The organism is Streptomyces virginiae (assembly GCF_040638905.1).
Lineage (GTDB): Bacteria > Actinomycetota > Actinomycetes > Streptomycetales > Streptomycetaceae > Streptomyces > Streptomyces virginiae_B.
On record NZ_JBEZYV010000002.1, the window covers coordinates 280,856 to 293,442 of the forward strand.

Here is a 12,587-nt window from a genome sequence, read left to right on the forward strand (position 1 = left end):
GCTCCCGGGAGCCGGCGGGCCCGTCCGGGTAGTGCATGAGGCGTGACCTCGACCCTCCGGTGGCTGCACCTCCGGCTCCAGGGCTCCTACGTCGGGCTGGCCTGGAGCCGCGGCCGGGAGATGGAGCTGATGCACCGGGCGATGGGCTTCGCGGCCCTCGGGTTCCTCACCCTGGTGCCGCTGCTGGTGGTCGTGGCGGCCGCGGTGCCCGGGAGCGGCTCCGGCTTCGGTCGCTGGCTCGGCCAGGCCCTCGGGGTGACGGAGTCCTCGGGGACCAGGATCGAGATGGTCTTCGGCGCGGCGGACCTGGCGCTGCAGCGGACCACGGCCTTCGGTCTGGCCGCCCTCACCGTGTTCGGCCTGACCTTCGGCTCGGCCGTGCAGACCGGCTACGAGAAGGTGTGGGACCTGCCGACCGCCCGCTGGCACACCATGTGGCGGCACGTGGTCTGGCTCGCCCTGCTGGTCTGCTACCTCGCGCTGCTCGTGGAGATTCCCGCGCCGTCGGACGACACCTTCGGCGCGACCCTCGGCACGCTCGGGGACCTCTTCGGCACCTGCCTGTTCTTCGTGGGCTCGCAGCGTCTGCTGCTCGGCGGCCGGGTGCGCTGGCGGGCCCTGGTACCGGGAGCGGTCGCCACCAGCATCGGGCTGCTCGGGCTGCGGCTCTTCTCGCAGCTGGTGTTCTCGCCGCTCATCGCGTCCAACGCCGTGACCTACGGGCCCTTCGGGACGCTGCTGGTCGTCCAGTCCTGGCTCGTCGGCGTCGGCTTCGTGGTCTACGGCGGCGCGCTCGTCGGCCGCCTCGTGCACGAGCACCTCACCCTGCGGCGCCTGCGGCGAAGCGGTCTCCTCCCTGGTGAGGACGAGGCCCGCCACCCTCCGGGACCGGAGTGACGGCACCGAAGCGACCGGAGCGACGGGCCGACCGGGCCGGACCCTCAGCGACCCGGCGCCCCGAAGCGGTCCCGCAGCTCCCGCTTGAGGATCTTGCCGCTGGCGTTGCGCGGGAGCGCGTCCACGAACAGGACCCGCTTCGGGGCCTTGAAGTGGGCGAGCTTCTCCCGGGCGTAGGCCATCAGCTCGGCCTCCGCCACCTGCCCGCGCGGCACCACCACCGCCGTCACCGCCTCGATCCACCGCTCGTCGGGCAGCCCGACCACTGCCGCCTCGGCCACGCCCGGATGGGTGTAGAGCACGTCCTCCACCTGCCGCGAGGCGACCAGCACCCCGCCCGAGTTGATGACGTCCTTCACCCGGTCCACGACCGTGAAATAGCCCTCGGCGTCCCGGACCGCGAGGTCACCCGATCGGAACCAGCCGTCCCGGAAGGCCCTCTCCGTCGCCCCGGGGTCGTTCCAGTAGCCCAGGCAGAGCTGCGGCGAGCGGTACACGACCTCGCCCGCGGTGCCGTCCGGTACGTCGTCGACGCACCCGTCGCCGAGCAGGTCTTCGACCTCGTCGAGGCGGGGGAGGCGGACAGCCTGTTCGCCCCGCCGACGGTGTGGATCGGCCTCGCCGACCATCCGCAGTTCGCCGAGCGCGAGCTGGGCGGGCTGCGCAAGGCGTACTAACGGTGTTGCGGGCCCCCACCGCCCGGTACGGCAGCAGGAAGACGTGCATCTGCGCGGAGTGGTACAGCGGCAGCGAATGCACCGGCCGGTCCTCCTCGGCCAGGTCCAGCGCCTCGATCGCGCTCTCGTACTCGTGGGCGAGGGCCCGGTGGGTCATCATCGCGCCCTTGGGCAGAGCGGTGGTCCCCGAGGTGTAGAGGAGCTGCGCCAGGCTGCCCGGGTCGCGGCCGGGCTCGAAGGGGAGCGGCTCGGCCAGCCCGTCGAGGAAGGAGCCGGGGGCGTCCCGCAAGGGCCGTACGGGGTACCCGTCGGGAATCCGCCCGGCCAGGCCGGGGTCGGCCAGGACGAGGGTGCTCCCGGAGTCGTCCAGGATGTACGCGAGGTCCTCGCCGGTGAGGTTCTGGTTGACCGGGACGTGGGTGAGCCCGGCCCGGGCGCAGGCGAGGAAGGCCAGCAGGTAGGCGTCGGAGTTGTGGGCGAAGGTGGCGACCGGTCGCCGGCGGCCAGCCCGTACCGCTCCCTCAGCACGGCCGCCCCGGTGCTGACGGCCGCGTCGAGTTCCGCGTACGTCCAGCTGCGCCCGGCGTAGCGGACGGCGAGGCGGTCGGGGACCCGCCGTGCGCTGTCGTGGACCAGCCCGTCGACCGTCTTGTCCCGCACCGCACCGGCCGCCGGCCCTGCCTGCCCCGCTCGCGCTGACGTCATGGCGTGATCCTCGCCGCCGGGCGGGCCGAGGTCAATGACCCCGTGCCCAGCGTGATGTTGACAGGCCATCAGTACACCTGAATGAGTGTGGGGGCACGCCAGGCCGCCTGTCCCCATCGGGCAACCACGGTCGTTCTCAAGACACTTGGGAGGTACGTTGCACCGCAGTACGCGTTCGACGCTCCGTCGCGCCGCCCTCGCCGGGGCGGCCCTGCTCGCCGCGACGGCCGTGGTCCCGCCGGCCCACGCCCAGGCCCGCGCCCCCGCCCGGGCGGCGTCGCCGGACGAGCGGATACCGGCCGGCGGCGGCCTGTCCGCCGTCATCCGCTACACCGAGCACGGCATCCCGCACATCCTGGGCCGCGACTACGCGCAGATCGGCTTCGGTACCGGCTGGGCGCAGGCGGCGGACCAGGTCTGCGTCCTCGCGGACGGGTTCGTGACGGTGTCGGGCGAGCGCTCGCGCTGGTTCGGGCAGGACGCCTCGACCGACGGGTCGCTCTCCTCCGTCACCCGCAACCTCTCCAGCGACCTGTACTTCAAGGGCGTCCGTGAGTCGGGCAGCATTGAGAAGCTGCTGGCGACGCCCGCCCCCGCCGGCCCGAGCAAGGACCTCAAGGAGCTGATGCGGGGCTGGGCCGCGGGCTACAACGCCTGGCTCGTCCAGAACAAGGTCACCGACCCGGTCTGCGAGGGTGCGGGCTGGCTTCGCCCGGTCACCACGGCCGACGTGGCCGCCCGCGGCTTCGCGATCGCGGTCCTCGGCGGTGAGGGACGCGGCATCGACGGGGTCACGGCCGCCCAGCCGCCGGCACCTGCCCCACCTCCGGCCCCGACCTCGCCCCCGGCCGGCGGCGCCGGTACGGCCGCCCCGCAGGAGGCCGATCCGGCCGCCGCCGCGGCGGCGGCACGGGAGTTCTTCGACACGAGCCGGTACGATATGGGCTCCAACGCGGTGGCCTTCGCCGGGTCCACGACGGCGAACGGCCGCGGTCTGCTGCTCGGCAACCCGCACTATCCGTGGCAGGGCGGGCGCCGCTTCTGGCAGTCGCAGCAGACCATCCCGGGCGAGCTGAACGTCTCCGGCGGCTCGCTGCTGGGCATGCCCGCGGTCAGCATCGGTTTCAATGAGAAGGTGGCCTGGAGCCACACGGTGGCGACCGGCACCCCGGTCAACCTGCACGAACTCACCCTCGACCCCGCGGATCCGACCGCCTACCTGGTCGACGGCGTCCCGCAGAAGATGACCCGGCGGACCGTCACCGTACCCGTGGCGGGCGGTGATCCGGTCACCCGCACCCAGTGGTGGACCCGCTACGGCCCGGTGGTGACGAGCCTCGGCGCCGGCCTGCCGCTGCCCTGGACCAGCCGGTCGGCGTACGCGCTGAACGACCCCAACGCGTCGAACCTGCGCGGCTCCGACACCGCCCTCGCCCTGGGCAGGGCCCGCTCGGTGGCCGGGGTCCAGGACGCCCTGGCGCGTACCCAGGGCCTGCCCTGGGTCAACACGGTGGCCGCCGACTCGGCGGGCGGCACGCTCTTCACCCAGACGCAGGTGCTCCCCCGGATCACCGACGACCTCGCCGCCCGCTGCTCCACCCCGCTGGGCAGGGCCACGTACCCGGCCTCGGGGCTGGCGGTGCTGGACGGTGCGCGAGGCGACTGCGCGCTCGGCTCGGACGCCGACGCGGTGCAGCCGGGCGTGTTCGGCCCGGGCAGGGCGCCGACGCTGCGCGACGCCCCGTACGCCGAGAACTCCAACGACAGCGCCTGGCTGGCCAATGCCGACCGGCCGATCACCGGCTACGAGCGGATCTGGGGCAATGTCGCCACCCCGCGCTCGATGCGGACGCGCGGAGCGGTCGAGGACGTGTCGGCGATGGCCGCGAAGGGCCGGCTGACCGTGGCCGACCTGCAGAAGCAGCAGTTCGCGAACCGGGCGCCGGCCGGGGACCTGGCGGCGGCGGACGCCGCGAAGGCCTGCTCGGCCCTCCCCGGCGGCACGGCGACGGCGAGCGACGGCTCGGTGGTGGACGTCTCCGCGGCCTGCCCGGTGCTGGCGCGTTGGGACCGCACGACGGACGGCACCAGCCGCGGCGCGCTGCTCTTCGACCGGTTCTGGCGCAGGGTGACGGCGTCGACCCCGCCCGCGGACCTGTGGCTGGTCCCATTCTCGGCCGCCGACCCGGTCCGTACGCCGCGTACGCTCAACCGGGCCGCGCCCGGCATCGGACGGGCGCTCGCGGACACCGTGGCGGAGTTACGAGCGGCCGGCATCGGGCTGGACGCCCCGCTGGGCGAGCACCAGTTCGTGGTCCGGGACGGCCGGAAGCTGCCGGTCGGCGGCGGTACGGAGGCGCTCGGGGTCTGGAACAAGATCGAGGCGCGGTGGAACGCGCCGGCCGGCGGCTACCCGGACGTCGCGAACGGGTCCAGCCACATCCAGGCGGTCGGCTGGGACGGCAGCTCCTGCCCGGTGGCGCGCACCCTGCTGACGTACGGGCAGTCCTCGAATCCGGTATCGCCTTACCACGCGGACCAGACCCGGCTGTTCTCCCAGGAGCGCTGGGTCCGGGCGCGGTTCTGCGAGTGGGACGTCCTCACCTCGCCGCAGCTGAAGGTGGTACTGGTCCGCGAGCGGCGCTGACCGGCTGTCACGGCCTCTTCCCGGCCCCGCCCCGCCCGTCACGGGCTGACGGCCAGGAAGAGGTACGCGGCCAGCACCACGATGTGCACTCCGCCCTGCAGCAGCGTGGCGCGGCCGGGGGCGAGGGTGAGCGCGCTGACCACCACGGTCAGGGCGAGCAGCACCATGTGGACCGCGCCGAGGCCGAGCAGGAGCGGGCCGGAGAGCCAGATCGAGGCCAGCGCGATCGCCGGGATGGTCAGCCCGATACTGGCGATGGCGGATCCGTAGGCGAGGTTGAGGCTGGTCTGCACACGGTCGCGGCGGGCGGCGCGAACGGCGGCGAGGGTCTCGGGCAGCAGCACGAGCAGGGCGATGATCACACCGACGACCGCCTGGGGCAGGCCGGCCTTGGCCACCGCCGTCTCGATGGTCGGCGAGACGGCCTTGGCGTCGCCGACCACCGCGACGAGCGCGACGAGCAGCAGGCCGAGGCTGAGCAGGGCGGCGCGGGCGGTGGGCGGCACCGCATGGTCACCCCGGCCCTGTCGGTCACCCTGTCGGTCACCCTGTTGGTCGTCCTGCCGGTCGCCCCGCTGGTCGGCGCCCCGGCCGGTGTCCACGGGCAGGAAGTAGTCGCGGTGGCGGACCGTCTGGACGGCGATGAACAGCCCGTAGAGGGCGAGCGAGGCGACGGCGGCGAAGGTCAGCTGCGCGGTGGAGAATTCCGGGCCGGGCTTGCTCGTGGTGAAGGTCGGCAGGACCAGGCTGAGGGTGGCGAGGGTGGCGACGGTGGCGAGCGCGGCACCGGACCCCTCGGGGTTGAAGACGGCGACCCTGTTGCGCAGGGCGCCGACGAGCAGGGACACGCCGACGATGCCGTTGCAGGTGATCATGACGGCGGCGAAGACGGTGTCCCGGGCCAGGGAGGCGCTCTTGTCCCCGCCGTCGGCCATCAGGGTGACGATGAGGGCGACTTCGATGACCGTGACGGCGACGGCGAGGATGAGGGAGCCGAAGGGTTCCCCGACCCGGTGGGCGACGACCTCGGCGTGGTGGACGGCCGCCAGGACCGCGCCCGCCAGACACAGGGCGACGAGCACCACCGCGAGGCCGGGTAGGTCCCGCCCCCAGCTGAACACCAGCGCGACCAGCGCCACCACGGGGACCAGGACGGTCCAGTCGGTCAGGGGGGATCTGCGCTTCGTCGTACCCATATCTTCCAACTTGCCAGATATGTCCCCCTGGTGCGTCGCACGGCGCGCCTCCACCCGCTCGGCGTGGCATCTCCCACGGATCCGCGCGGCGTGGCGGTCCGTGCGACCCTCCGGGGCTCACATCGCGCGCTCGTGGCCCTCCCAGTACGGGTCGCGCAGCCGCCGCTTGTACAGCTTGCCGTTCGGGTCGCGCGGCATCGTCTCGATGAAGTCGACGGTCTTGGGCCGCTTGTACCCGGCGAGCTGCCGCTCGCAGTGGTGCAGGATCTCCGCGGCCAGGGCGTCGCCGGCCACGAAGCCCTCCGCCGGTTCGATGACCGCCTTGACCTCCTCGCCCCAGTCGGCGTGCGGGATGCCGAAGGCCGCGGCGTCCGCGACGGCCGGGTGGGTGAGCAGTGCCGACTCGATCTCGGCGGGGTAGACGTTGACCCCGCCGGAGATGATCATGTCGATCTTGCGGTCGCGGAGGAAGAGGTAGCCCTCCTCGTCCATCAGGCCGAGGTCGCCGACGGTGAAGAAGTCCCCGATGCGGTTCTTCTTCGTCTTGCCCTCGTCCTTGTGGTAGCTGAAGCCGCCGGTGTTCATCTTCATGTAGACGGTGCCCAGTTCGCCCGGGGGCAGCCGGTTGCCGTCGTCGTCGAAGACGGCCAGCTCGCTGATCGGCCAGGCCTTGCCGACGGTTCCCGGCTTCTTCAGCCAGTCCTCGGCGGTCGCGAAGGCGCCGCCGCCCTCGCTCGCCGCGTAGTACTCCTCCACGCACCCGCCCCACCAGTCGATCATCGCCCGCTTGACGTGGTCGGGGCAGGGCGCGGCGCCGTGGATGGCGTGCCGCATCGAGGAGACGTCGTAGGCGTCCTTCGTCTCCTGCGGGAGGGCGAGCAGCCGGTGGAACTGGGTCGGCACCATGTGGGTGTGGGTGCAGCCGTGACCGTCGATCAGGCGCAGCATCTCCTGCGGGCTCCACTTGTCCATGAGGACGAGCGGGTGTCCGATGTGCAGGGCGGCGCCCGCGAACTGCAGGACGGCCGTGTGGTAGAGCGGTGAGCAGACCAGGTGGACGTTGCCGTCGAAGGGCCGGATCCCGAAGATGCCGAGGAAGCCGCCGAGGTACGTCTCCTCCGGGAGCTTGCCGGGCAGGGGGCGGCGGATGCCGCGCGGCCGGCCGGTGGTGCCGGAGGTGTAGTTCATGACCCAGCCGAGGGTGCGCTCCGCCGGGGCTGTGGCGGGCTGCCCGTCGAGGAGTTCGCCGTACGCCCGGAAGCCCGGGACCGCTCCGACCGCGTAGCGGCGGCTCGCGGGCAGGGCGGCCTCGTCGGCCGCGGCGGTGGCGGCATCGGCGAAGCGCTCGTGGACGATCAGGACCTTGGCACCGGAGTCGGAGACGATCCAGGCGATCTCGGGGCCCACGAGGTGGTGGTTGACGGGGACGAGGTAGAAGCCGGCCTGTGAGGCGGCGAGGTAGGCGGTCAGGAACTCGACGCCGTTGGGGAGGACGACGGCGAAGACGTCGCCCTCCTCCAGCCCGGCGGCGCGCAGCCCGTGGACGAGCCGGTTGACATCGGCGTGCAGCCGGCCGGCGCTCCACTCCTGGCCGCCGGGGGCGGTCAGGACGGTGCGTCCGGGGTCGGCGGCGGCCTGGGCCCAGAAGCCGTTGGGGGGCTGCTGGCCGGCCGGCTGTGCGGGGGACGTGGTGGCGGTCATGGCGGTCACGCCTCTCGGACTCGGCCGGCGATGCGGTTGATGCGGTCGATCGCCTTCTCGAAGCCGCTGGTGAGCTCGTCGAAGACGGCCTGCACGCTGCGTTCGCTGTTCATCCGGCCGACGATCTGCCCGACGGGCGTACCGAGCAGCGCCCGGACCTCGTACTTCTGGATGCGGGAGACGGCGTCGGCGACGAGGAGGCCCTGGAGCGGCATGGGCAGCGCGCCCGGGCCCTCCGGGTCGTCCCAGGCGTCGGTCCACTTGGTGCGCAGCTGGCGTGCGGGCTTGCCGGTGAGGGCGCGGGAGCGGACGGTGTCGCCCGAGCCGGCGGCGAGGAGCTTCTCGGTGAGGGCGCGCGAGTGGAGGTCGGCCTCGGTGGTGGTGAGCCAGAGCGAGCCGAGCCAGGCGCCCTGGGCGCCGAGGGCGAGGCCGGCGGCTATCTGCTCGCCGCTGCCGATGCCGCCGGCGGCGAGGACCGGGAGCGGTGCGACGGCTTCGGCGATCTCCGGGACCAGGACCATGGTGGCGATGTCGCCGGTGTGGCCGCCGGCCTCGTAGCCCTGGGCGACGACGACGTCGATGCCGGCCTCGGCGTGGCGGCGGGCGTGTTTGGCGCTGCCGGCGAGGGCGGCGACGAGGACGCCGTGGTCGTGGGCGCGGGCGATGACGTCGGCGGGCGGGGAACCGAGGGCGTTCGCCAGGAGTTTGATCGGGTAGTCGAAGGCGACGTCGAGCTGGTCGCGGGCGACCTGCTCCATCCAGCCGGTGATGCGCCAGCCGGAGGCCTCGCCCTCGGCGAGCTCGGGCACGTGGTGTTCGGCGAGGGTGTCGCGGACGAAGGCGCGGTGCCCGGCCGGGATCATCGCCTCGATGTCGGCCTCGCTGATGCCGTCGACGGCCTTCTTGGCGGGCATGACGACGTCCAGGCCGTAGGGCTTGCCGTCGGTGTGCGCCTGCATCCAGTCGAGGTCGCGCTTGAGGTCGCCGGGCGCGGTGTAGCGGACCGCGCCGAGGACGCCGAAACCACCCGCCCGGGTGATCGCGGCGGCGACCGCCGGGAAGGGGGTGAAGCCGAAGATGGCGTGCTCGACTCCCAGTTTCTTGCTCAGCTCCGTCTCCATGGGCGGCAGGATGCCGCAGCCCGGCGAGCGAGGGAAGAGATTTTCTGATGCAGTGTCAGATTCTTTACGGCCCGGTCGGTGGGGAGGGTGACCGAGGGGCGGGCAGATACCCATTAGCCTGCGGCACGCCCGGCGGATTCGGGAGGCCCGGGGCCCGTTCGCCTGCGGTGCGCCCGGCGGATTCGGGAGGCCCGGGCCCGTTCGCCTGCGGTGCGCCCGGCGGGTGCCGGGGCCGACCCCGAGCGGTGCGGGTGCGGGGCGACGCACACCCGGCGGGGCGCGTGTTGCGGGTGGCGGATTGCGGGGCGCGGGTTGCGGGGCGCGGGTTGCGGGTTGCGGGTTGCGGACGAGGAGGGCCGGACATGGCGGTGCACACGGGGGTCGAAGCGGTGGCGGAAGTCCGCACGGAACGGGCGGACGGCACCGGCCGCGACCGCGGACAGCGGCCGGAGCAGGAGCAGGAGCGCGATGGAGTGCGTGACCCCCGGCGGGGGCTGAGCCGGCGGCGGCTCGGGGCGCGGCTGCTGGCGCTCGGCGGGGTGCTCGTCCTGCACGCCGCGCTGCCCGGGGCGGCGGGGGCGGCGGGCGCGGGCAACCCGGCCGAACGGCGCGCCCTGCAGGGGCTGCGCCTGCGGTACGGCTCCGCGCGCCGGGCCGGACTGCTGGAGAGGCACCTGGAGGCGGTGGCGGACGAGGCCCGGCGGTTCCTGGGCCCGTCGCCCGAACACCCTTACTACGCGGGGGCGGTGGTCCTCGCCGGGCGGGGCCGCACCGTCGCCCTGCACCGGGCCATGGGCCACGCCGTCCGGTACGCGGACTACGACGGACGGACCGACCGGGTCCGGGAGTTCCCGGCGGCCGAGCGGATCGCCATGGCCGAGGACACCGTCTTCGACCTGGCCTCACTGACTAAACTGTTCACTTCGATCCTGGCCGTGCAGCAGATGGAGCGGGGGCGCCTGGAGCTGGAGGCCCAGGTACGCCGCTACCTCCCGGAGTTCACCGGCGGCGGCAAGGAGATCATCACGGTCCGCCAGCTGCTCACGCACACCTCGGGCCTGCGCTCATGGGCACCCTTCTACCAAGAGTCGACGCGCGAGGGGCGGCTGCGGCTGCTGTGGTCGGTCAGGCCGCAGGAGACCCCCGGATCCGTCTACCGCTACTCCGACCTCAACCTCATCGCGCTGCAGCTGCTCCTGGAACGGATCACCGGTCGCACTCTGGACGTCCTGCTCCACGACGAGATCACCGCTCCGCTCGGGATGCACCGCACTCGTTACAACCCGCCGCTCTCGTGGCGCCGCGTCACCGCCGCCACCGAGGTGCAGCGACCGCCATGGTCCGGCCTGGACCGCGGCCTGGTGTGGGGCGAGGTCCACGACGAGAACGCGTACGCGCTCGGCGGGGTGGCCGGGCACGCCGGGGTCTTCGGCACCGCCTGGGACCTGGCCGTCCTGGCCCGAACCCTCCTTGACGGCGGGGCCTACGCGGGCCGCCGCATCCTGCGCCCCGCCTCGGTGGAACTGCTCTTCACCGACTACAACACGGCCTTCCCGGGCGACGACCACGGCCTCGGCTTCGAGCTCTACCAGCACTGGTACATGGGCGCCATGGCCACCCCGCACTCGGCCGGCCACACCGGGTTCACCGGCACCTCCCTCGTCCTCGACCCCTCCACCGACTCCTTCCTGGTCCTGCTGGGCAACTCCGTGCACCCCGTGCGCACCTGGCGGGCCGGCAGCGCTCCGCGGGTCGCCGTGGGCAACCGCTTCGCCCGCGCCGTCCCGGTCCGTACGCGGCACGGCGGCGCGGCCTGGTTCTCCGGGACCGACCCCGGCGGCTCGGGCACCCTCACCCTGCCCCCGCTCACCCCGGCCACCGCCGCCGCCCGGCTGCGCTGTGCCGTGTGGTGGGACACCGTGCCCGGCGAAGGCGCCCTGCACCTGGAGGCCTCGGCGGACGGCGCGGACTGGGCGCCGCTGCCGTTCACCACGCTGCGGTCCACCGGCGGCGTCCCCGAGGAGTGGCCGCGGGGCTCGGTCGGCGGCTGGTCCGGGCGCATCTGGCACCGCCTGGAGGCTCCCCTCACGGCTGCCTGGGCGGGCCGCGAGGTACGGCTGCGGTTCCGCCACACCGCCACCGGGCGCTACGTCGGCCGCGGGGTCTACGTGGACGTCGTACGGGTGGCGGAGCCGGCCCGGCTGCTGTTCGCGGAGGACCGGCCCGACGACGCGGCCCTCGTCGAGGCCGTCGGCTGGACCCGGTCCGCGGACTGAACCGCCCGGCGGGGTCAGTCGCGCACCAGGCAGAACGGGTGACCCGCCGGATCCGCGTAGACCCGCCAGCCGCGCCCGTCCGCCCCGTCCAGCAGGGCCCCGCCGGCCGCGAGCACCTCCTCCTGCGCGCGATCCAGGTCCCGGACGCCGAGGTCGAGGTGGAACTGCTGCGGCCGGCTGGGGTCGGGCCAGTTCGGTGGGACATGGTCCGGGGCGCGCTGGAAGGCGAGGACCAGGCCCGTCGGCGTGTGCAGCGTCGCCCAGTCCTCGTCGAGCGACCAACGCCGGTCCGGCTGGTCGACGTTGCCGCCCAGCAGCGACCGGTAGAAATCGGCGAGCACCCGCGGCTCGGGACAGTCCAGGACCACGCACTGCAGTTCAGCGATCATGTCCGGATCCTAGAGGGTGCCCTGTCCTCGAACTCCCGTCTGCGACAGGGCCCAACAGGAAATCGTGACTCCCTCGACCGCACGAATCAAGCCATGCGGAGGGGTGTATTTTCAGCCATGCCGGGCGTAGCGTGAGCGCACTCCACCAGGAGGAACGCGCCGGCCCTCCCGCCTTGCACCGGTCGGCGCGTACCGATGGAAGAGCCCCGCCGCCACATCCCCCGGTGCGGCGGGGCTCTTCTGCGTCGGACCGGGTCCGGCCGGCCGGACCCGTCGGACCGGACCCGTCGGACCGGATCCGCCAGGGCCCTCACGCCGGGTCGGTCAGCACCGCGGCGAGCATCCGGCGGGCCACCGCGGTCAGTTCGGCGAGATCCGGTGCCGGGCGTGAGCGGGCCAGGGCGCCGGCCAGCCGGTCGTAGAGGAGCCCTTCCGTCCAGGCGACGAGCAGTTCGGCGGCCTCTTCCGGCCGTGCGGAGCCGAGCGCGGCGACGATGCCCGCCGCCCGGGCCCGGGCCCCCTGCCCCGCCCGGTGGAGGTCCGCCTCCAGATCCGGGTTGCGGGCGGCCTCCAGGCTGAGTTCGAAGCGGGCCAGCTGGCGCTCGCGCCCCACCGTCAGCCAGCGGTGCAGCAGCCCGGCCATCGCGGCCGCGACCGCCTCCCGGTCCGGCGCCGCCCCCGGGAGGGCCGGTACGGCGGTTCCGGGCGGACTCCCGTCGTCCACGTCGGCGAGGTCCAACTCGGCCAGCCGCTGGTAGCAGGCTCCGATCAGGGCCGTCCTCGTACGGAAGTAGTACGAGGTGCTGCCCGCGGGCAGTCCCGCGGCCGCGTCGACCGCGCGGTGGGTCAGGCCCCGCAGTCCGGCGGCGGCCACGAGGCCGATCGCGGTGTCGGCGATCAGCGTTCTGCGATCGGCGGAGGGGGCGGAGGGAGGGGTGGACATCAGGTCACTCTACAGCTGTAGAGTGAAGCCGTCAC

General features: G+C 73.7%; 8 protein-coding genes and 1 pseudogene. 3 read left to right on the forward strand and 6 right to left on the reverse strand.

From position 1 onward, the window contains the following. Positions 1 to 42: 42 nt before the first annotated feature. Positions 43 to 897 (forward strand): YhjD/YihY/BrkB family envelope integrity protein, encoded by an 855-nt coding sequence (locus tag AB0F82_RS04780; RefSeq protein ID WP_436842033.1) that lies wholly within the window; start codon positions 43 to 45, stop codon positions 895 to 897. 44 nt (positions 898 to 941) lie between these two features. On the opposite strand, the pseudogene AB0F82_RS38645 reads toward AB0F82_RS04780, so the two are convergent. Then, positions 942 to 2,279: pseudogene (locus AB0F82_RS38645) on the reverse strand (AMP-binding protein). A 157-nt stretch (positions 2,280 to 2,436) separates the two neighbouring features. Here AB0F82_RS38645 and AB0F82_RS04800 point away from each other — a divergent pair. Next, a complete protein-coding gene (locus tag AB0F82_RS04800; RefSeq protein ID WP_362624056.1) occupies positions 2,437 to 4,926 on the forward strand; it encodes a penicillin acylase family protein in 2,490 nt (829 codons plus the stop codon). A 38-nt stretch (positions 4,927 to 4,964) separates the two neighbouring features. Here the strand turns inward: AB0F82_RS04800 and AB0F82_RS04805 are convergent, their stop codons facing one another. The 3 genes from AB0F82_RS04805 to AB0F82_RS04815 form a co-directional block, all read right to left on the reverse strand. Further along, entirely contained in the window at positions 4,965 to 6,122 is a 1,158-nt protein-coding gene (locus tag AB0F82_RS04805; protein WP_362624059.1) for a calcium:proton antiporter, read from the reverse strand. 117 nt (positions 6,123 to 6,239) lie between these two features. After that, positions 6,240 to 7,823 carry an acyl-CoA synthetase gene (locus tag AB0F82_RS04810; protein ID WP_362624062.1) on the reverse strand — a complete coding sequence of 528 codons (1,584 nt, stop codon included), beginning with the start codon at positions 7,821 to 7,823 and terminating at the stop codon, positions 6,240 to 6,242. A 5-nt stretch (positions 7,824 to 7,828) separates the two neighbouring features. Beyond that, positions 7,829 to 8,944 (reverse strand): NAD(P)H-dependent flavin oxidoreductase, encoded by a 1,116-nt coding sequence (locus tag AB0F82_RS04815; protein WP_362624065.1) that lies wholly within the window; start codon positions 8,942 to 8,944, stop codon positions 7,829 to 7,831. Positions 8,945 to 9,306: 362 nt separating this feature from the next. On the opposite strand from AB0F82_RS04815, the gene AB0F82_RS04820 reads away from it, so the two are divergent. Next, complete coding sequence (locus AB0F82_RS04820) at positions 9,307 to 11,220, forward strand: serine hydrolase (protein ID WP_362624068.1); 1,914 nt, start codon at positions 9,307 to 9,309, stop codon at positions 11,218 to 11,220. A 14-nt stretch (positions 11,221 to 11,234) separates the two neighbouring features. Here AB0F82_RS04820 and AB0F82_RS04825 read toward each other — a convergent pair whose 3' ends face one another. Further along, positions 11,235 to 11,609, reverse strand: a complete 375-nt coding sequence (locus AB0F82_RS04825; protein WP_362624070.1) for a VOC family protein — start codon at positions 11,607 to 11,609, stop codon at positions 11,235 to 11,237. 310 nt (positions 11,610 to 11,919) lie between these two features. Continuing rightward, the gene (locus AB0F82_RS04830) at positions 11,920 to 12,552 is read right to left on the reverse strand and encodes a TetR/AcrR family transcriptional regulator (protein WP_362624073.1); all 633 of its coding nucleotides are present in this window, start codon (positions 12,550 to 12,552) and stop codon (positions 11,920 to 11,922) included. Positions 12,553 to 12,587 lie beyond the last annotated feature (35 nt).

Bases quoted from the DNA above. Each gene is read 5' to 3' on its own strand.
- AB0F82_RS04805 (WP_362624059.1), bottom strand. From the start codon at position 6,122: ATGGGTACGACGAAGCGCAGATCCCCCCTGACCGACTGGACCGTCCTG.
- AB0F82_RS04810 (WP_362624062.1), bottom strand. From the start codon at position 7,823: ATGACCGCCACCACGTCCCCCGCACAGCCGGCCGGCCAGCAGCCCCCC.
- AB0F82_RS04815 (WP_362624065.1), bottom strand. From the start codon at position 8,944: ATGGAGACGGAGCTGAGCAAGAAACTGGGAGTCGAGCACGCCATCTTC.
- AB0F82_RS04820 (WP_362624068.1), top strand. From the start codon at position 9,307: ATGGCGGTGCACACGGGGGTCGAAGCGGTGGCGGAAGTCCGCACGGAA.
- AB0F82_RS04825 (WP_362624070.1), bottom strand. From the start codon at position 11,609: ATGATCGCTGAACTGCAGTGCGTGGTCCTGGACTGTCCCGAGCCGCGG.
- AB0F82_RS04830 (WP_362624073.1), bottom strand. From the start codon at position 12,552: ATGTCCACCCCTCCCTCCGCCCCCTCCGCCGATCGCAGAACGCTGATC.